17 protein-coding genes and 3 pseudogenes are annotated in these 17,926 nt (G+C 73.7%); 9 read left to right on the top strand and 11 right to left on the bottom strand.

Going from position 1 to position 17,926, the window contains the following annotated elements; translation table 11 throughout:
- Positions 1-47: 47 nt before the first annotated feature.
- Both ACFXI4_RS37960 and ACFXI4_RS37965 read right to left on the bottom strand, forming a co-directional pair.
- Positions 48-476: an SRPBCC family protein gene (locus ACFXI4_RS37960; RefSeq protein WP_362730850.1), complete on the bottom strand. Its 429-nt coding sequence runs from the start codon at positions 474-476 to the stop codon at positions 48-50.
- Positions 477-554: 78 nt separating this feature from the next.
- Positions 555-786, bottom strand: a pseudogene (locus ACFXI4_RS37965) (hypothetical protein).
- A gap of 199 nt (positions 787-985) precedes the next feature.
- Between ACFXI4_RS37965 and ACFXI4_RS37970 the strand changes: the two are divergent.
- Together ACFXI4_RS37970 and ACFXI4_RS37975 are read left to right on the top strand one after the other, a co-directional pair.
- Positions 986-1,561: a Clp protease N-terminal domain-containing protein gene (locus ACFXI4_RS37970; RefSeq protein ID WP_385000188.1), complete on the top strand. Its 576-nt coding sequence runs from the start codon at positions 986-988 to the stop codon at positions 1,559-1,561.
- A gap of 46 nt (positions 1,562-1,607) precedes the next feature.
- Entirely contained in the window at positions 1,608-2,585 is a 978-nt protein-coding gene (locus ACFXI4_RS37975; protein WP_385000191.1) for a DMT family transporter, read from the top strand.
- Between the two features lie 101 nt (positions 2,586-2,686).
- Here ACFXI4_RS37975 and ACFXI4_RS37980 read toward each other — a convergent pair whose 3' ends face one another.
- Positions 2,687-3,385 carry a pyridoxamine 5'-phosphate oxidase family protein gene (locus tag ACFXI4_RS37980; RefSeq protein WP_385000194.1) on the bottom strand — a complete coding sequence of 233 codons (699 nt, stop codon included), beginning with the start codon at positions 3,383-3,385 and terminating at the stop codon, positions 2,687-2,689.
- Between the two features lie 36 nt (positions 3,386-3,421).
- Here ACFXI4_RS37980 and ACFXI4_RS37985 point away from each other — a divergent pair, with 36 nt between their 5' ends.
- A complete protein-coding gene (locus tag ACFXI4_RS37985) occupies positions 3,422-4,756 on the top strand; it encodes an aminotransferase class I/II-fold pyridoxal phosphate-dependent enzyme (protein WP_385000197.1) in 1,335 nt (444 codons plus the stop codon).
- A 271-nt stretch (positions 4,757-5,027) separates the two neighbouring features.
- On the opposite strand, the gene ACFXI4_RS37990 is transcribed toward ACFXI4_RS37985, so the two are convergent.
- Positions 5,028-5,969 (bottom strand): DMT family transporter, encoded by a 942-nt coding sequence (locus ACFXI4_RS37990; protein ID WP_385000200.1) that lies wholly within the window; start codon positions 5,967-5,969, stop codon positions 5,028-5,030.
- A 74-nt stretch (positions 5,970-6,043) separates the two neighbouring features.
- Between ACFXI4_RS37990 and ACFXI4_RS37995 the strand changes: the two genes are divergently transcribed.
- Positions 6,044-6,946, top strand: coding sequence for a LysR family transcriptional regulator (locus tag ACFXI4_RS37995; protein WP_385000203.1), 903 nt, complete (start codon positions 6,044-6,046; stop codon positions 6,944-6,946).
- Positions 6,947-6,973: 27 nt separating this feature from the next.
- On the opposite strand, the pseudogene ACFXI4_RS38000 reads toward ACFXI4_RS37995, so the two are convergent.
- Positions 6,974-7,375: pseudogene (locus tag ACFXI4_RS38000) on the bottom strand (DUF5937 family protein); the annotation flags it as partial.
- Between ACFXI4_RS38000 and ACFXI4_RS38005 the strand changes: the two are divergent.
- A pseudogene (locus ACFXI4_RS38005) lies at positions 7,363-7,803 on the top strand (MFS transporter); the annotation flags it as partial. The pseudogenes ACFXI4_RS38000 and ACFXI4_RS38005 overlap by 13 nt on opposite strands.
- A 12-nt stretch (positions 7,804-7,815) precedes the next feature.
- Here ACFXI4_RS38005 and ACFXI4_RS38010 read toward each other — a convergent pair.
- Positions 7,816-8,280 carry a pyridoxamine 5'-phosphate oxidase family protein gene (locus ACFXI4_RS38010; protein WP_362728260.1) on the bottom strand — a complete coding sequence of 155 codons (465 nt, stop codon included), beginning with the start codon at positions 8,278-8,280 and terminating at the stop codon, positions 7,816-7,818.
- 78 nt (positions 8,281-8,358) lie between these two features.
- On the opposite strand from ACFXI4_RS38010, the gene ACFXI4_RS38015 reads away from it, so the two are divergent.
- Positions 8,359-9,003 (top strand): cysteine hydrolase, encoded by a 645-nt coding sequence (locus ACFXI4_RS38015; RefSeq protein WP_385000206.1) that lies wholly within the window; start codon positions 8,359-8,361, stop codon positions 9,001-9,003.
- A 7-nt stretch (positions 9,004-9,010) separates the two neighbouring features.
- On the opposite strand, the gene ACFXI4_RS38020 is transcribed toward ACFXI4_RS38015, so the two are convergent.
- Positions 9,011-9,517 carry a Rieske (2Fe-2S) protein gene (locus tag ACFXI4_RS38020; RefSeq protein ID WP_385000209.1) on the bottom strand — a complete coding sequence of 169 codons (507 nt, stop codon included), beginning with the start codon at positions 9,515-9,517 and terminating at the stop codon, positions 9,011-9,013.
- Between the two features lie 258 nt (positions 9,518-9,775).
- Between ACFXI4_RS38020 and ACFXI4_RS38025 the strand changes: the two genes are divergently transcribed.
- Positions 9,776-11,317, top strand: a complete 1,542-nt coding sequence (locus ACFXI4_RS38025; RefSeq protein WP_385000212.1) for an amidohydrolase — start codon at positions 9,776-9,778, stop codon at positions 11,315-11,317.
- Between the two features lie 479 nt (positions 11,318-11,796).
- Complete coding sequence (locus tag ACFXI4_RS38030) at positions 11,797-11,964, top strand: hypothetical protein (RefSeq protein ID WP_385000215.1); 168 nt, start codon at positions 11,797-11,799, stop codon at positions 11,962-11,964.
- A 111-nt stretch (positions 11,965-12,075) separates the two neighbouring features.
- Here ACFXI4_RS38030 and ACFXI4_RS38035 read toward each other — a convergent pair whose 3' ends face one another.
- Positions 12,076-13,401: a lysine N(6)-hydroxylase/L-ornithine N(5)-oxygenase family protein gene (locus ACFXI4_RS38035; protein ID WP_385000218.1), complete on the bottom strand. Its 1,326-nt coding sequence runs from the start codon at positions 13,399-13,401 to the stop codon at positions 12,076-12,078.
- Positions 13,402-13,486: 85 nt separating this feature from the next.
- Between ACFXI4_RS38035 and ACFXI4_RS38040 the strand changes: the two genes are divergently transcribed.
- Complete coding sequence (locus ACFXI4_RS38040; RefSeq protein WP_385000220.1) at positions 13,487-14,440, top strand: methionyl-tRNA formyltransferase; 954 nt, start codon at positions 13,487-13,489, stop codon at positions 14,438-14,440.
- A 332-nt stretch (positions 14,441-14,772) separates the two neighbouring features.
- Here the strand turns inward: ACFXI4_RS38040 and ACFXI4_RS38045 are convergent, their stop codons facing one another.
- From ACFXI4_RS38045 to ACFXI4_RS38055, 3 genes are read right to left on the bottom strand one after another with little or no spacing between them, the layout of a single operon-like run.
- Positions 14,773-15,675: an ABC transporter ATP-binding protein gene (locus ACFXI4_RS38045; protein WP_385000223.1), complete on the bottom strand. Its 903-nt coding sequence runs from the start codon at positions 15,673-15,675 to the stop codon at positions 14,773-14,775.
- 4 nt (positions 15,676-15,679) lie between these two features.
- Positions 15,680-16,768: a FecCD family ABC transporter permease gene (locus ACFXI4_RS38050; protein WP_385000226.1), complete on the bottom strand. Its 1,089-nt coding sequence runs from the start codon at positions 16,766-16,768 to the stop codon at positions 15,680-15,682.
- Entirely contained in the window at positions 16,765-17,760 is a 996-nt protein-coding gene (locus tag ACFXI4_RS38055) for a FecCD family ABC transporter permease (RefSeq protein ID WP_385000281.1), read from the bottom strand. Before ACFXI4_RS38055 ends, ACFXI4_RS38050 begins: the two co-directional genes overlap by 4 nt.
- Positions 17,761-17,926 lie beyond the last annotated feature (166 nt).

Here is a 17,926-nt window from a genome sequence, read left to right on the forward strand (position 1 = left end):
GCCCCGCGGAGCGATCCGCGGGGCGCCCCGTCCGCCCGGGTCTGTGCTCAGGCCACCAGTCCGCCCAGCTTGCGCAGCGACTCGTTCAGGGCCGCCGTCGCCGAGTCCTTGAGCTTTCCCGCCATCAGTGACACGGCCGCGCCCGTGAACTCGCCGTCGATCCGCACCGCGGTCGCGTCCCCGTCCGGGGTCAGCGTGTAGCGGGTCGCGACGGTCACCGCCATCGGGCCCTTGCCGCGGATCGCCAGCACCCGCGCCGGCTCCAGCTCCTCGATGGTCCACTCGACCTCGGCCGGGAAGCCCATCAGCTTCATGTTCTCCTGGAAGGTGCCGCCCACCGCCAGGTTCTCCGGACCGCCCTTGGGGAAGCTGGTGTGGGTCGCGTTCCACTCCCCGTACGCCGGCCAGTCGGTGAGCTGCGCCCACACCTTCTCGGCCGGTGCCTGGATGCGTGCCTCCGCGCTGACTTCGGCCATGCGACCACCCCTTCGTATCGGGCTACGGTGTCGCGGAACGTAGCCGCAGGGCCGCGAACATTCAATACTGATGAACCGTCAGGAAGTGTGCGGATCCCCGGACGGCCCGGCGGCGCGGTCCACCCGCCGTATCTCCGCCGCGTCGAACTGGTCCCAGGCCCGCGGCAACGCGCTCTCGTCGCGGCAGTGCCACGCGTCCCAGAACAGGTCGGCGGGCAGCGCGTTCTCGGGCGCGTACAACCCGGTACACGTACTGCCTGCCGTCGACCGCAGGCGGCGCGACCGGCCAGTGACCGCACCCGCTCTCCACGAGGGCGACAGACGTACCACCGGTGCGCGGCGGTTGCGCGCGGGGCGCACTGCGAGGCGGCGCGCGCCCCTGCGAGCGGATCGGCCTGATCTCCTCCGTAAGGAGGAGATTTCGGCCGTCGCCGTCCACTCTGCGTGGGACGCGAAGATGCTTCCCCCTGGTGATGACTCAAGCGCTTGCGGTTGATGAGGTAGGGGGTGTGCAACCCCGTATTCCCCGCCAGCCCGTCCAGGACCAGGGCGGCATCCACGCGGACGACGATGCCGGGCTCGGCGCCGAGCTGGCAGCGGTGGTCGCCGGTGCCCGCCGGAGGGCGGTGCGGGACGGGGACCGCCAGGTCGACACCGCCCATCTGCTGCACTCGCTGATCGAGTACGACCCCGAGGTCCGCGCCGCCATCGGCGACGCTCCGCAACTCGCCCGGCTGCTCGGCTACCTCGTGCAGCGCAGCATCGGCTACGGCCTGCGCTGGCAGGGCGGGGTCGAGGACTCCGGCGCCCCGCCGGCCGTCCCGCAGACCGGGGCGAAGGGCGACGGAACCTGGTCGCCGGTGGCCGCGGTCGCCCTGGAGCACGCCCGCGGCCGTGCCCGGCGCCGCACTTCCGGCCGGGCCGAAGGCACCGATCTGCTCGCAGGCCTCGTCCTGGATCCGGGGTCCCGGGCCGTGGAGGTCCTGGAGCGGGCCGGAGTGGCCGCCGGTGACCTGGCCCTGCGGATCGACGGGAGCGGCGGAGTGCGGGACGCCGAGACGGAAAGCCGCACGTCCAGCCGCTGAGACAGGGGTCAAGGGGTGTGACGCTCATGTCGTCCGCTGGCATCATGTGCCGGTGCCTATCACTGACAGCAGCCATGGCAGGGGCCTCGGGCTCTCCCTCGCCCTCGGGTCGGCGCTCGCCTTCGGCGGTTCCGGCGTCGCGGCCAAGCCGCTGATCGAGGCCGGACTCGACCCGCTGCACGTGGTGTGGCTGCGGGTGGCGGGTGCCGCCCTGGTGATGCTGCCGCTCGCCGTCCGCCACCGTGACCTGCCGCGCCGCCGGCCCGCGCTGCTCGCCGGGTTCGGCCTGCTCGCCGTCGCGGGCGTCCAGGCCTGCTACTTCGCCGCGATCTCCCGCATACCCGTGGGGGTGGCGCTGCTCGTGGAGTACCTCGCCCCCGCGCTGGTGCTCGGCTGGGTGCGCTTCGTCCAGCGCCGGACGGTCACCCGCGCCGCCGCGTTCGGCGTCGTCCTCGCGGCCGGCGGCCTCGCGTGTGTCGTGGAGGTGTGGGCGGGGCTGAGCTTCGACGCGCTGGGCCTGGCGCTGGCCCTGGCGGCGGCGTGCTGCCAGGTGGGGTACTTCGTGCTCGCCGATCACGGCGGAGGCGAAGGGGTGGATCCGCTCGGTGTCATCGCGTACGGGCTGCTGGTCGGTGCGGGTCTGCTGACCGTGGTGGCCCGGCCGTGGGAGCTGGACTGGTCGGTACTGGCCGGCTCCGCGCGGATGAACGGTACGCAGGTGCCGGCCGCCGTGCTGCTCGCGTGGATCGTGCTGGTGGCGACCGTGCTCGCCTACGTCACGGGGGTGGTGTCGGTGCGGCGGCTGTCTCCGCAGGTCGCGGGGGTGGTGGCCTGTCTGGAGGCGGTGGTGGCGACGCTGCTCGCGTGGGTGCTGCTGGGGGAGCACCTGTCGGTGCCGCAGGTGGCGGGCGGGGTGCTGGTGCTGGTCGGCGCGTTCATCGCGCAGTCGTCCGCCCCGGCCAAGGAGCCGGTGCCGGAGCGGAGCGCGCTGGGGGAGAGGGCCGCTCCGACGACCGCGGGATGACCGGTGCGGCGGCCGGCGCGGGCCGTCGGTGGCCGGTCGCGCCCCTGGACGGTGCGCGCTCCCCCTGCCGGAACCGTGCGGGAGCCGATCCGGAACCGGGATCAGACGCCCTTCAGGTACGATGGGATCGGGACGTCCGCCGCCAGGTCGTCGTTGGCGATCACCGTGTCGTGGCCCTTCCGCAGCGGCACCACGCCGGCCCAGTACGGCAGGTCCAGGTCCTCGGGCTCGTCGTGGGCGCCGCCCGTGCGGGTCTTGGCCGAGACCTCGGTCAGGTCCAGCCGGATCACCGCCGTCGCGGCCAGTTCCTTCCGGTTGGCCGGGCGGGAGTCGGCGGAGCGGCCCGCCACCACCTGGTCCACCAGGGCGTCCAGCGCGAGACGCTTCTCCTCGGGGTCGGTGACCTGGTGGGCGACGCCGTGCACCACGACCGAGCGGTAGTTGATCGAGTGGTGGAAGGCGGAGCGGGCCAGCACCAGGCCGTCGACGTGGGTGACCGTCACGCACACCGGGAGGCCGGGGTCGGCCTGGCCCGCCATCCGCAGCGGGCGCGAGCCCGTCGAGCCGTGCAGGTACAGCACCTCGCCGACCCGGGCGAACAGCGTCGGCAGCACCACCGGGGCACCGTCGCGCACGAAGCCGAGGTGGCAGACGTACCCCTCGTCGAGGATCGAGTGCACCTCCTGGCTGTCGTACGACGCCCGCTCCGCGGAGCGCGTCGGAACGGTGCGGTCGGTCGGGGTGTAGGCGGCGGGCTGCGCCGGTACGGTCCCCCGCACGGCGGGCTCGGCGGTCTCCATTGCGGACCTCCATTGCACTAGTGCATAATCTGCTTTGTGCTAGGAGAATATCCGATCGAAGGCCGGGGCGCAGCGGAGATTGCCGCCAGTGTCGAACGCGCGGTGGGCGGCGGCGGACTGGAACCGGGGCAACTGCTGCCGCCGATGCGGGAGTTGGCGACCCGGCTCGGGGTGAATCCCAATACGGTCGCGGCCGCGTACCGCACGCTGCGGGAGCGCGGGGTCATCGAGACCGCCGGCCGGCGGGGCAGCCGCGTCCGGTCCGTGCCGGCCACCACCGGGCGGGACCGGATCGGGGCCGACGTCCCGGCCGGCGTGCGCGACCTGGCCGCCGGCAACCCCGACCCCGACCTGCTCCCCGCCCTCGGTCCGGCCCTGGCGGCGCTGGCGGCCGACGAGGGCGACCGCGCTCCGGTTCTGTACGGCGCCGACCCCGTCGAGCCGGAGCTGGAGCGCATCTCGCGCGCCGAACTCACCGCCGACGGCGTGCCGGACGGGCCGTTCACCGTCACCTCCGGCTCCCTCGACGCCGTCGAGCGGGTCCTGCTGGCACATCTCAAGCCGGGCGACCCGGTCGCCGTCGAGGACCCCGGGTGGGGCCGCACCCTCGACCTGGTCCCCGCGCTGGGGCTGCGCACCGTCCCGGTGGCCGTGGACGACGACGGACCGCGTGCCGACAGCCTGCGCCGGGCGCTGGAGTCCGGGGCGCGCGCCCTGATCGTCACCGCGCGGGCGCACAACCCCACCGGCGCCGCGGTGAGCGCGGCACGCGCGCGGGCGCTGCGCGCCGTCCTGCGCGACCACCCGCACACCCTGCTGATCGAGGACGACCACGGTCACGGCATCGTCGACCTCCCCCTGCACCCGCTGGTGGGCACCACCCGGCACTGGGCCTTCGTCCGCTCGGTCGCCAAGGCCTGCGGCCCGGACCTGCGGCTGGCCGCCATGACCGGCGACGACGTCACCGTCGACCGGGTGCGGGGCCGGCAGCGGCTGGGACCGGGCTGGGTGAGCCGCCTCCTCCAGCGCACGGTGGTCCGGCTGTGGACGGACGGCGCGGTGCGCGGCCCGGAGGTGGCGGCGGCCTACCGGGCCCGTCGTGAGCTGCTCATCGACGCACTCGCGGACCACGGCATCGAGGCCCACGGCCGCAGCGGCATGAATGTCTGGATCCCGGTCCCGGACGAGACGGGCGCGGTGTCCGCGCTGCTGCACCAGGGATGGGCGGTGTCCCCGGGGGCGAGGTACCGCCTCGCGTCCCCGCCCGGCATCCGGGTCACGGTCTCGACACTGACCCCCGAGGAGACCGCCGCACTGGCGGCGGCGGTGGCATCGACGGTCACACCGGCCCGGGGCCGCATCCAGGCCTAGTAGGGCCTGTCCGGCGGGTCATGCCGCGGGCGCGGGGTCCGCCACGCCGTCCCCAGGCGGCGCTGTCGGCGGTGGTCCACGCCCGCCGGCCTTCGGACGGGAGGTGCCTCGCCGCGTTGCCGCCCTCCTCCGCCTCGCGGTGGGACGCACCGGACCCCGGTCACCGGCGCCGACGAGGCGCCGCCGGCTTCCCGTGACCTGATCCGCCGGACGGGCCCCGACCGGCGACCGGCCTCCCGGGGGTGTGCCGAACGGCGCGGCCACGGGTGGCTCAGGCCGCGCGCCCCCTGGGCCGCACCTGGGTCAACGCCGCGCCGGCCAGTACGACGACCGCCCCGGCCGGAGTGCTCCACCGGAGCGACTCGCCCAGCACCGCGACCCCTGCCGCGGTGGCGATGACCGGGATGAAGTAGGTGACCATCTGGGCGGTGGTCGGCCCCACCTCCGCCACCAGCCCGTACTGGACCAGCACCGCCAGCCCGGTCCCCAGCGCGCCCAGCGCCGCGACCGCCAGCAGCGGCAGCAGGGCGAAGTGCTCCGGAACCGAAGTGAACAACGGCGTCACGACGGCCAGTTGAAGTGTCGCGATAAGCAACTGCGCTCCCGTCATGGACAGATGCGAATGGCCCGTGCCCGCCAGCGTCCGCCGGACATAGATCCACCCGACCGGGTAGCTCAGCGAGGCCAGCAGCGCCGGCAGCGTCCCCTTGACGTCCAGCCCGTGGAACCCCTCCCAGGCCCCCAGTACGGTCAGTACCCCCAGGAACCCGAGTCCGAGCCCGGCCACCCGGACCCGGGTCGGCCGGTCCTCCGAGAGGGCCACCAGTGACAGGGCCATCCCCCACAGCGGCGAGGTCGCGTTGCAGATGCCGGCCAGCGTGGACGGAATCGTCAGCTCCGCGTAGGCGAAGAGCGAGAACGGCAGCGCGTTGAGGAGAAAGGCGGCGACCGTCAGCCGCCCCCACGTGCGAGCCCCGCGCGGCAGCCGCTCCCGCTTCACCACCAGCGCCGCCGCCAGGACCGCCGTACCGAAGACCAGCCTCCCCAGGGTGACCTGGAACGGTGCGTAGCCGTCCGTCCCCACCTTGATCAACAGGAAGCTGAAGCCCCAGATGAGTGACAGGGCGCCGAACCGGAGGCGCCAGTCGAGGCGGGGGCGGGGGTGGCCGGCGTCCAGCGTCGGCTCGCCGGTCGCGGTGGTGACGGTGCTCATGCGGACCACCATGCGGGAGCCGATGTCGTAGCACAATCGAGATTTTTCGAGCGGTACCTCTTAGGATCGCTTACATGTTGAACCTGGAGCGCCTGCGTACCCTCGACGCCCTCGCCCGGCACGGCTCGGTGAGCGGGGCCGCCGAGGCCCTGCACGTCACCACGTCCGCGGTGTCGCAGCAGATGGGCAAGCTGGAGCGGGAGGTTAACCAGCGGCTCCTGGCCAAGAACGGCCGAGGGGTGCGGCTCACCGACGCGGGCCGGCTGCTCGCCGAGCACGCGAGCCGGATCCTCTCCCAGGTGGAGCTGGCCCAGTCCGACCTGGAGGCGCACCGGGGCCAGGTCGTCGGCGAGCTCACGGTGGCGGCGTTCCCGACGGCGGCCCGCGGCCTGTTCCCGACCGCGCTGGCCGCCCTGCGCGCCCGGCATCCGGCGCTGCGGGTGCGCTCCGGTGAACTCGAACCGGAGAACGGCGTCGCCGGTGTGGTCCGCGGCGACCTCGATCTCGCCGTGGTCCTCGACTGGTACAACAAGCCGATGCCGCTGCCCGACGGGCTGGTCAAGGCGCCGCTGCTGGACGACCCCGCCGAGGTGGCCCTGCCGGCCGGGCACCGGCTGGCCGGACGGGACGAGGTGGACCTGGGGGAGTTCGCCGAGGACGAGTGGATCACCTGGGGCGAGGGCGAGTTCTGCCACGAGTGGCTGATGTTCACGCTGCGCTCCCGCGGCGTCGAACCGATCATCGGCCACCGTGCCGCCGAGACCCACACCCAACTCAACCTGGTGGCGTCCGGGCTGGGGGTGTGCATCGCCCCGCTGCTGGGCCGCAACCCGGTGCCGGAGGGCATCGTGACGGTGCCGCTGAAGCAGCGGGTGCGCCGCCACGTGTACGTCGTCTGGCGCGCCGACGCCGACCGCCGGCCCTCGATCCGGGCGGCGGTGCAGGCCCTGCGGAGTGCCGCCGAGGCCATCTCCTGAACCGCCCCGCGCCGGAGCCCGCCCCGCTCAGCGCAGTACGGCCGCCGGCAGGCCGGTGCCCAGCGCCGTCAGGTCGGGCAGGCCGAGCGTGTAGCGGACGTAACGGCCGTGGCGGCGGGTTGAGCAGAGCGGCGCGGCGCTGGACGGCGAGGTGGCGGGAGACCTCCGGGGGCGAGAGCTTCCCGGCGTGGGCCAGTTCCCGATTGGTGTGCGGGCCCCGGCCGGCGTCCGCAGCGGCCGCGGCCGTACCGGATGCGCGAGGGCCTCCAGCCGCAGCGTGACCGTCTCCAGCGGCACCGGCTCCGCGACGGGGTACTGCACGACCGGCTGCCACCCGGGCGTGGGGAACGCGACCAGGTGCGCGCGGCCGAAGACGGCCGGGATGAAGGTGACCCGGGTGCCGTGGGCGGTGGCCGGCTTGTCCTGGACTGTCGGCCGTCGTCTTCACGGCCAACACGGTGCCGGTGGTCGCCCGCCGGGTACCGGTCACCCTCCTGATGTCCCGGTTCTCCCGGCGGACCGCGCTGGCCCTGGCCGGTCTGGTGCACACCGCGTCCTGCCTCGGCCTCCTCGCGGTCGCCGGGGCGGGAGCCGGGTGGGGCGCCCCGGCCCTCGCCGCGGTGTCCGTGGTCTGCACCCTCGGCGAGATCGGCTACGCGGGCAGTGCCACCGCCCTCGTGGCCCATCTCGCCCCGGCCCACCTGATGGGCCGGACCCTGGCCCGTCTCCAGCTCTCCACGGGGTTCGCGGTCTCCCCGGCGGGCATCACCGTGCTCGCGGCGCGCGGCCCGGCCGCCCTCCGGGGCACCCTGGCCGCGGCCACGCTGCTGTCCGCCGGGGCCGTCGACACCGAGTAGGCGCGACGCTCCTCAGCCGCCCAGTTTGCGGAAGTCCCAGGAGGCGATCTTCGCCGGGGTCAGTCGGGCCCAGGCGTGCCGGCCGTCGTGCGGCATCTCGTCCAGACCGAAGTTCTTGCGGGCGAACAGCGTCTCCACGTAGTCGAGTTCGGCGACCAGCTCACCGGTGCGCGGCACCTCGCCCACGAACTCGACGGTCCCTCTCAGCTCCACGCCGCGCAACTGGTCGTACTCCTCACCCGAGTCGACCACGACCGCCACCCGCGGATCACGGCTCAGGTCCTTCCAGCGCTGGCTGCGCACCACCGAGTACAGCCACAGCGATCTGCCGTCCCAGGCGAACCACAGGGCGCTCACGTGCGGGGCGCCGGACGCCGACACGGTCGCCACCCGGCAGGTGCGCTGTGCGGTGAGGAACTCGTCCATCTCGACGGGCGTCATCATGATCTTCCGGCCCCGGCGCTGAGTCACCGTCATGCGGCCCCCTCTTCTTCCGTTCCCGCGCAATGCTGGTTAGTCTCGCCCGCCCCGCACCAAGGCGGAAGGGGGCGTCACATGCCGTCGTACGAGAGACTCGCGGAGCTCATCGACCCCGTGAGCACCGTCCTGCTGACCGTGGAGTGCCAGCAGGGCGTGGTCGGCCCGCACAGCGCGCTGCCCGAACTCGCCCACGAGGCCCGGGCGTCGGGCGCGCTCGCCAACATCGCCCGGCTGGTCGCCGCCGCGCACGACACCGGCGTCCAGGTCGTCCACGCGCTCGCCGAACGCCGTCCCGACGGCCGGGGCGCGAACCGCAACGCCCGCCTGTTCCGAGCCGCCGAGCGGCTGCCCGTCCAGCAGCTCTCCGGCACCGCGGCGGTCCGCGTCGCGCCCCCCATCGAGGTCGCGGAGGAGGACCTGGTCGTACGGCGGCTGCACGGCCTGTCGCCGATCCAGGGGACCGACGTCGACCCGCTGCTGCGCAACCTCGGCTGCCGCACGCTGATCGTCACCGGCGTCTCGGCCAACGTGGCCGTCCCCAATGCCGTGTTCGACGCGGTGAACCGGGGCTACACGGCCGTCGTCCCGGCCGACGCCATCGCGGGAGTGCCCTCCGAGTACACCCCCGCGATGGTCCGCAACACCCTCGCGCTGGTCGCTACGGTCGCGACCACCGACGAGGTGCTCGGCTGCCTCAAGAACCCGCGCCGGCGGCCCTGAGACAAGGTCAGGCCAGCGTGATCCGGTCACCGGAGACGGTGATGTTCGCGGCCGTCAGACCCGTCGTCGCCGGGCCCTTCTTCACGCTGCCGTCGGCGATGGCGAACTCACTGCCGTGGCAGGGGCAGACGATCGCGCCGTTGGCGATGCTCGACACCGCGCAGCCCGCGTGCGGGCACTTCGTCGAGAACGCCTTGTAGGTGCCCGACGTCGGCTGGGTGACGACCACGGACTGGTCCTTGTAGATCGTGCCGCCGCCCTCGGGTATGTCCGTGGTCTTGGCGAGCGCGGTGCCGCCGGCCGCCGCCGTGGAGGTGTCGCTCGAGCCACCGGAGCCGTTGCTGTCCTGGGTGGTGGAGCCACCGCCGCCGTTGTTCGTGGTCGTCGAGGTCGACGAGTCGTCGTCGGACGACCCGCAGGCGGTCAGCGCGGCCGCGAGCCCCGCCGCGCCGGCCGCCGCCACGATCGTACGGCGAGCCGGTTTGGCCGAGGGGTTGAACGATGCGCTGGTCATGTGAGGGGTTCCCTTCCGCGGAGCTTCTCGTTGATCCGTCCAGGGGTACGGTCGTGGGGCCGCACCTGTTCAGACGGCATCCCGATAGTGACCACCCGGACATGAGCCCCTGGTGAAGGAGTGCTGTCGGTTGCCTGTCGGCATCCGAGGCCGGGCCGGATGCGCGGGGGCGCGGGACGCAGACCGCACACGATCAGGTGGGTAAGGTGAGCCTAAGTCAGTGTCGGGGTGCACCGGTGGTCCCGCAGGGGAGGCTCGATGACGGAGTTCGCAGGCACATCGCGCGGTGCGGTGGCGCAATCGCCGCCCCGGGCCACGCCGTTGACGCTGGCACGGGTGCGGCTCGGGGCCGGCGGACCGCTCGTCAGCGTGCGGGTGGCGGACGGCAGTGTCACCCATGTGGTCCCGGAGCGGGAGGCCCCGGCGCCCGCGGGACTCGTCCCGGGGGACCGGGTCCTCGGCCTGGACGGACGGATCCTCCTGCCCGGGCTGTGGGACGCCCACGTCCATCTCGCCGAGTGGGCTGCCGCCCGCCGCCGGCTCGACCTGTCCGGCACCGCCTCCGCACGGGAGGTGGCCGACCGGGTGCGCGAGCACGGCCGTGCGGCCCCCGCCGGTCCGGTGCTGTTCGGATACGGCTTCCGGGACGGCCTCTGGAGCGACACCCCGCACAAGGAACTGCTCGACGCGGTCCTGCCGGACCGCCCGGTCGCCCTGGTCAGCGCCGATCTGCACGCCGTCTGGCTGAACTCCGCCTGCCTGGCCCTGGCCGGCCGGGGCGACCACCCGACCGGGCTGGTCCGGGAGCACGAGGGACATGTGGTCCTCTCCGTTCTTCCCGAGGCGCCGGCCGAGACCGTGGACGGCTGGGTGGCCGACGCCTGCCGGGCCGCCGCCGCCCGCGGGGTCACCGGCGTCATCGACTTCCAGTTCGGCGACACCGTGGGTGCCTGGGAGCGGCGCTCGGCGGACCTCCCGCCGGCCGTGCGGGTGGCCGCGGCCGTCTACCCGGATCACCTGGACTCGGCGCTGGCGCGCGGACTGCGCACCGGGTCCCGGGTCGGCCCGCACGGGGACCTGGTGCGGGTCGGCCCCCTCAAGCTCTTCACGGACGGCTCGCTCAACACCCGCACCGCGCTGTGCCGCGACCCCTACCCCGGCCTGGAGGGCACGGAGGGCGCGCACGGCATCGAGCAGACGTCACCGGACGAACTGGTACGGCTGATGCGCCGGGCCGCCGCCCACGGCATCGAACCCGCGGTGCACGCCATCGGCGACCGTGCCAACACCGTGGCCCTGGACGCCTTCGAGGCCGTCCGGTGCCGTGGCCGGATCGAACACGCCCAGCTGCTGAGCCCTGAAGACCTTCCGCGGTTCGCGGAGTTGGACGTCGTCGCGGGGGTGCAGCCCCGGCACGCCACGGACGACCGGGACGTGGCGGACCGGTACTGGGCCGGCCGCACCGAACGGGCCTTCGCCTACGCCGGCCTGCTGGCCGCCGGCGCGCGGCTGGAGTTCGGCTCGGACGCCCCCGTCTCACCGCTCGACCCCTGGCTCGCCGTCGCGTCGTCCGTCAGCCGTACCGACGACGGCCGCCCCGCCTGGCATCCCGAACAGCGGCTGCCGGTGCCGGACGCACTGGCCGCCGCCGCCCGCGGACGCCGTCTCATCAGGGTCCAGGACCCCGCCGACCTGGTCGTCGTGGACGCGGATCCGCTGACGGCGGATGCGGACACCCTGCGGGCGATGCCCGTGCACGCCACGATGACCGACGGCCGCTGGACCCACGGGCCGTACTGAGCCCGCGCCGCGACGGCCCCCACCCGCCGCGCTGCCCCCGGCCGCTCCGGCCGGGCGGCAGACCCCCTGCGCGCCGCCCTGGTGGTCCTGAACGTGCAGAACCACCTCGTGCACGTGCCGGGGGGGAGTTCGATGCCGGCCGACGGGCTCGTGACTGGGGGGCGGCCGGCCGGCGGCGACGGCGCGGGCGGCGGGAGCCGCGGTGGCGTACTCCGTCCGCACCGCCGAGCGCGGCCACGACGGCCGCGGCGCCGCCTTCGGACACCCGCACCTGGCCCGGGAGGACGGCTCGGGTGACGTGGTGACCGCGGGGCGGCCCCGGCCGGGGACACGGTGCTGGTGGCGAAGCGGTTCAGCGCCTTGGCCGGCACCCGGCTGCGGCAGCCGCTCACGGAGCCGGACCGCGACCAGCCGGTGGCCGTGGGGCTGTTCGCGCGGCCCCGGGTGATGCTGACCGAGGCCGGTGCCCGGATGCAGGCATGGAGCCGTTCGCCGTCGCGGACGCGGTGGCCGACCGGACGGACACCGATCACCGGGCGGCGCCGGAGTGGATCGCGGCCACCTGCGGGGCCGTGCGCGCGGTGCGCGGCATGGTGGCCGCGCTCGGCGGGGACGGCAGCGGGGCGGAGCGGGGGCGGCGGTCCTGACCCGTGGCCCGCCGCCGTGCCGCACGCCCTCCCTGCGCGGCACGGGTCACGGAGCGGCCCGTGACCCGAACGGGACCGTACCGTCCGGGCCACGGGAGTGCGGGGGCGAGGTCAGACCGCCGTCAGCCGGCCGGACAGCACGGACCGGTGGATCTCCTCGGCCCGGACCGCCACGGTCGACAGCAGCGTGCTGGTGAGCCCGTGGGTGTGCTCGGTGCCGCCCTGGAGGTAGATGCCCGCCGTGACCTCCGCGGCCGTCTCGACGCGGTGGTCCCGGCCCACCCGGATCGCGTCCCCGTCGTCCTTGAGGCACAGCTTGGCCGCGTCGCCGAGGAGCGCCGTCAGGTCCCGGGGCCGGTAGCCGGTGGCGAGCACCAGGATGTCGGCGGGCAGCACCTGCCGCTCGCCGGTGGGCAGGAACTCCACGGCGACGTGGAGACCGCCGCCGTCCGCGGGGGTGACGCCGCGCACGCGGGAGACGTTGAGGAAGCGCAGCCGTTGCCGGCCGGCGACCTTCTCCCGGTACGTGGTGGCGTACAGCGACTCGATCAGATCCATGTCGACCACCGAGTAGTTCGTGGAGCGGTGGTAGTCCATCAGGGACTGCTTGACCTCGGACGGCGAGGAGAAGTAGACGTCGACCGCCTCCGGATCGAAGATCCGGTTGGCGAACGGGCTGTCGTCCGCCGGGGTGTAGCCGTACTTGGCGAAGACCGAGCACACCTCGGCGTCCGGGAAGGTGCGGTGGAGGTAGTCCACCGTCTCGGCGGCACTCTGTCCGGCACCGAGCACGATCGACCGCCGCACCGCCGCGCCGGTTGTGGCCAGTTGCTCGGCGCGCGGGATCAACTCGCTGTTGTGCCAGACACGTTCGGCCAGTTCGAGGCCGGGCGGCACGTGCGGTTCGAGCCCCGTCGCCACGCTGATGTTGCGGGCCCGGTGGGTCACGGTCGCCCCGCGGCGCGCCGGGTCGCGGTGGACGACGTCGAAGAAGGGCACCCGGCCGTCCTCCTCGCGCACCGGGTCCACCGCGATCACCTCGCTGTCGTACGACACCCGGTGGGCGACCCGCGCCGCCGCCCATTCGAAGTACTCGTGGAACTCCATCCGCAGCGGGAAGAGGGTCTTCTGGTTCAGGAAGTCGATCAGTCTGCCGCGTTCGCGCAGGAAGCAGAGGAAGCTGTAGTCGCTGGTCGGGTTGCGCAGCGTGACGAGGTCCTTGAGGAAGGAGACCTGCATCGTGGCGTCGTCGATCAGCATGCCCCGGTGCCAGCCGAACCGCGGCTGGCGTTCCAGGAACAGGGCGTCGATCCGACGGTCCGCCGCGAGATGCGCGTTGTGTTCTTCAACGGCTATGGACAGAGCCAGATTTGACGGGCCGAAACCGATCCCGACGATGTCGTGGACGACGTCGGAACCATTGACCGGTGATTTCACCTTGGCATCGCCTCCCTCAGGCCCCGCCCATGCTAGATAAGGTAAGGCTTACCTAGCAATGGAGTCTGAGAAGGGAAGGACCGTCATGCGGGTCGTCATGCTCGGCTACCAGACGTGGGGTCACCGGACGCTGCAGGCGCTGCTGGACTCCGAACACGAGGTCGTCCTCGTCCTCACCCACCCGAGGAGCGAGCACGCCTACGAGAAGATCTGGGACGACAACGTCGCCGAGCTGGCCGAGAAGCACGACGTGCCGGTGCTGCTGCGCGACCGCCCCGACGACGCCGGACTCCTCGCCGCTGTGCGGGAGTCCCGTCCGGACATCATCGTCGCCAACAACTGGCGGACCTGGCTGCCGCCGGAGCTGTTCGACCTGCCCCCGCACGGCACGCTCAACGTCCACGACTCCCTGCTGCCCGCCTACGCCGGGTTCTCGCCGATCATCTGGGCGCTGCTCAACGGCGAGGAGCGGGTCGGCGTCACCGCACACCGCATGAACGCCGAACTCGACGCCGGGGACGTCCTGGTGCAGCGCTCGGTACCGGTCGGGCCCGCCGACACGGCCACCGACCTGTTCCACCGGACCGTCGACCTCATCGCGCCCATCGTGCGCGAGTCGCTCGACCTGATCGCCTCCGGCCGGGACACCGGCCGGTGGGCACCCCAGGACCGCAGCCGTGCCAGCTTCTTCCACAAGCGGTCCCTGGAGGACAGCCGCATCGACTGGACATGGCCCGCGGAACGCCTGGAGCGCCTCGTGCGGGCGCAGTCGGACCCGTACCCCAACGCGTACGCCTTCCACCGCGGCGAACGGCTGAGGATCGTCTCCGCGGCCCTCTCCGAGCGGTGTTACGGCGGCACCCCGGGCCGGATCTTCATCCGCGAGGGCGACGGCGTGGTCGTCGTGGCGGGCCCCGCCGCTCACACGGGCCGTGACCGGGGCCTGCTGATCCGCCGGGTACGCACCGACGACGGAACGGAGTACGCGGCGGCGGACTACTTCCGCACCATGGGCGGCTACCTGACGTCCCGCCCCTGACGGCAGACCCCGCCCCCGGCCGCGCCGGGCCGCCCTCCGGGGACGGCACCCCTGAGAACTGACGGGCATTCAGCTGCTGCTGGACACTCCGGCAGCCGTCCGGCGGCACAAGCCGCGGGCGGCTCACCGAAGTCCTGTGGGGGTGGCGGTGCCGTCCGGGGACCTGGTTTCGGGGCGGTGGCGGGCCGTGTGCGGGTGACGGCCCCCCGGGGGGCGCTGCGGGCCTCCGAGGGCCCGGCATTCACGGCGGGCGGCGGGGCGAGCGGCCCGGGGAGTGGGCGTCGCACCCCGCCCCCACCGGTCGGCAGAGCGCGGTGCCGGTGCAGGGCGGTTCAGTCGGCGGTGGCCGGCACCGTCTTCCCGGGGGCGTCGGTGGCGTCGTCGTGGTGGTGCCGGCCCAGCGGGATGACCATCGGGGTGCCGCTGACCGGGTCGGGGGTGATCCGGCAGCGCAGGGCGAAGACGTCCTCGACGGTGGCCTCGGTGACCACCTCGGCGGGCGGGCCCTCGGCGACGATCCGGCCCGCCTTCATGGCGATGACGTGATCGGCGTACCGGCAGGCCTGGTTGAGGTCGTGCAGCACCATCACCACCGTGCGGCCCTCGCGCCGGTTGAGGTCCGTGATCAGGTCGAGCACGTCGATCTGGTGCGCGAGGTCGAGATAGGTCGTCGGTTCGTCCAGCAGGAGCACGGGGGTGCCCTGGGCGACCGCCATGGCGATCCAGGCGCGCTGCCGCTGGCCCCCGGACAGCTCGTCCACCGGCCGGTCGGCGAGGTCGGTGAGCTCGGTGGCGGCCAGCGCGGCCCGCACGGCCTCCTCGTCCGCCGCCGACCACTGCCGCCACCAGGTCTGGTGCGGGGAGCGGCCGCGCCCCACCAGGTCGACGACGGTCAGCCCCTCCGGCGCCACCGGCGTCTGCGGCAGAATGCCCAGTTTGCGGGCGAGTTCGCGGGTCGGTATCGAGCGCAGCGCGGCCCCGTCCAGTTCCACCACTCCCTGGCGCGGGGCGAGCAGCCGGGCGAGGGCACGCAACAGGGTCGACTTGCCGCAGGCGTTGGCGCCGACGATGGCCGTGATCCGGCCGGTGGGCACGGTGAGGTCCAGGTCCGCCACCACCGGCCTTCCGTCGTAGGCCAGATGAAGGCCCGCGGCACGCAACTCGGGCCCGGGCGGGAGCGTTTCGGGCGAGCGATGGGTGGTCGCGTGCGGGGTGCGCGAGTCGGTGGTCGACATGGGATCAGCCTCCAGAGCCCGCGCGGTTGGCGCGGATGAGCAGCCACAGCAGGACCGGCGCGCCCAGGGCGCCGGTGACGATCCCGACCGGCAGTTCCGTCCCGGGGATCGCCTCGCGTGCGATGAGGTCGGACCCGAGGACGACGAAGGCGCCGGTGAGACCCGAGACGAGCGGGGGCGGCGACGAGGTGCCCGCCAGCCGCAGGGCGATCTGCGGACTGGCCAGGGCCACGAACGCCACAGGTCCTGCCGCGGCCGTGCCGAAGGCGATCAGGCCGACGCCGGTGAACAGCAGCGCCAGCCGGACCGGCTGCACGGGGGTGCCGAGCCCGGCCGCCACGTCGTCGCCGAGCTGGAGCGTGCGCATCCAGCGCCCCATGCCCAGGGTCACCGGCAGCAGTACGGCCAGCGCGACGGCCAGCGAGTCCACCTGGTCCCAGGTACGGCCGTTGAGGTTGCCGACCAGCCAGCCGAGCGCCTCCTGTGCCTGGAACCGGTTCCCCCGGGCCACCAGGAAGTCGGTGGCGCTGGTGCAGATCCAGGACACGCCGATGCCGACGAGGATGATGCGGTACCCGGTGGTCCCGCCCTTCCAGGCCAGCGCGTACACGAGCAGCGCGGTCGCGAGGGCGCCGAGCAGCCCCAGCGTGGACAGCCCGAGGCCGCCGGTCCAGCCGAGGACCACCGCGGCCACCACCGCGGTTCCGGCGCCCTCGGTCAGCCCGATCATGTCGGGGCTGGCCAGCGCGTTGCGGGTCATCGTCTGGAACACGGCACCGGAGACACCGAAGGCGAGGCCGACGAGGAGCCCGGCGAGGGCGCGCGGCAGCCGCAGGTCCCGTACGACGGTGAGCGTGCCGGGATCGCCGACGCCGAACAGGGCCTTGACGACGCCGGGCAGGCCCACCGGATAGTCGCCGAGAGCGAGACCCCAGCAGAGCAGCGCGAACGCGCCGAGGGCGACGAGCACCCCGGTCAGCACCAGGCGCGGCCGGAACGTTCCCGAGACAGGGGGCGCGGCCAGGCGGAAGGGCCGGTCGCGCAGTGCGGGCCGGGTGTGCGGCCGGGCGGCCGGGGGAGAGGTCACGGTCACACCTCCGCGAGCTTGCGGCGGCGGACCAGGGCGATGAAGAACGGTCCGCCGAGGAACGCGACCAGGACACCGGCCTGGATCTCGGTGGGCCTGGCCACCACCCGGCCCACGATGTCGGCGGTCAGCAGCAGCACGGGGGCCAGCGCCGCCGACAGCGGCAGCAGCCAGCGGTGGTCGGGGCCGATTCCGGCCGCCTGGGCGAGCACCCGGGCGATGTGCGGGACGACCAGGCCGAGGAAGACCACCGGGCCGATCACGGAGACCGACGCGCCGGTCAGCAGCACCACCGCGGTCACGCCCTGGAGCCGTACCGGACCGAGCCGCCGCCCCAGCGAGGCGGCCACGTCGTCGCCGAGGGCCATGCTGTTGAGGGCGGGAGCGCAGGACAGCGCGAGGACGGCGCCGGCCGCGAGGAACGGCAGGATGCGCAGCAGGTCGCCGGCGTCCTGGTCGGCCAGGGTGCCGGCGGACCAGAAGCGGTACCGGTCCAGCGCGTCCTGGTCGGTCAGCACCAGGGCGCTGGTGAGCGAGGACAGCAGCGACGTGACGGCCACTCCGGCGAGCGCCAGCTTGACCGGGGTCGCCCCGGACCGGCCGAGCCGCCCGAGCAGGAAGACCAGGACGCTGGCGGCCAGCGCCCCGGCGAACGCGAACCACACGTAGCCGTACAGCGATCCGACGCCGAACACCGCGACCGAGACGACGATCGCGAAGGAGGCGCCGGCGCTGACCCCGAGGATGCCCGGATCGGCGAGGGGGTTGCGGGTCAGGGCCTGCATCAGGGCGCCGGACATGCCGAGCGCCGCGCCGGTCGCGAGGCCCAGCAGGGTGCGCGGGACGCGCACCGACCAGATCACGTTGTCGACGAGGCGGCTCGGCGGATGCCCGAGGACCGAGCGCACCACTTGGTCGAGCGGAACGCTCAACGCGCCCAGCGCCACGGAGAGAAGGGACAAAAGGACCAGGAGGGCGACGATCAGTGACACCAGCACCGTCGTGCGAAGCCTTCTGTCTGAAGCCACTTGCCGGTCTCCATGCCGTCTTCCGGTGGGCCCCCGAACGCTCCTGAGGGCAGGTTAGGTGAGCATAACCTCAGTTGCTGTGACGTGGATCGCCGAAACCGCATCGACACTGTTGAGTTAGGTAATCCTTACCTTA

Source organism: Streptomyces sp. NPDC059224 (assembly GCF_042754285.1).
Lineage (GTDB): Bacteria > Actinomycetota > Actinomycetes > Streptomycetales > Streptomycetaceae > Streptomyces.

What these genes read in the sequence shown, in the direction of transcription:
- ACFXI4_RS37960 (WP_362730850.1), bottom strand. Translation starts at nt 476, where the DNA reads ATGGCCGAAGTCAGCGCGGAGGCACGCATCCAGGCACCGGCCGAGAAG.
- ACFXI4_RS37980 (WP_385000194.1), bottom strand. Translation starts at nt 3,385, where the DNA reads ATGGAGACCGCCGAGCCCGCCGTGCGGGGGACCGTACCGGCGCAGCCC.
- ACFXI4_RS37990 (WP_385000200.1), bottom strand. Translation starts at nt 5,969, where the DNA reads ATGAGCACCGTCACCACCGCGACCGGCGAGCCGACGCTGGACGCCGGC.
- ACFXI4_RS37995 (WP_385000203.1), top strand. Translation starts at nt 6,044, where the DNA reads ATGTTGAACCTGGAGCGCCTGCGTACCCTCGACGCCCTCGCCCGGCAC.
- ACFXI4_RS38010 (WP_362728260.1), bottom strand. Translation starts at nt 8,280, where the DNA reads ATGACGGTGACTCAGCGCCGGGGCCGGAAGATCATGATGACGCCCGTC.
- ACFXI4_RS38015 (WP_385000206.1), top strand. Translation starts at nt 8,359, where the DNA reads ATGCCGTCGTACGAGAGACTCGCGGAGCTCATCGACCCCGTGAGCACC.
- ACFXI4_RS38020 (WP_385000209.1), bottom strand. Translation starts at nt 9,517, where the DNA reads ATGACCAGCGCATCGTTCAACCCCTCGGCCAAACCGGCTCGCCGTACG.
- ACFXI4_RS38025 (WP_385000212.1), top strand. Translation starts at nt 9,776, where the DNA reads ATGACGGAGTTCGCAGGCACATCGCGCGGTGCGGTGGCGCAATCGCCG.
- ACFXI4_RS38030 (WP_385000215.1), top strand. Translation starts at nt 11,797, where the DNA reads ATGGAGCCGTTCGCCGTCGCGGACGCGGTGGCCGACCGGACGGACACC.
- ACFXI4_RS38040 (WP_385000220.1), top strand. Translation starts at nt 13,487, where the DNA reads ATGCGGGTCGTCATGCTCGGCTACCAGACGTGGGGTCACCGGACGCTG.
- ACFXI4_RS38045 (WP_385000223.1), bottom strand. Translation starts at nt 15,675, where the DNA reads ATGTCGACCACCGACTCGCGCACCCCGCACGCGACCACCCATCGCTCG.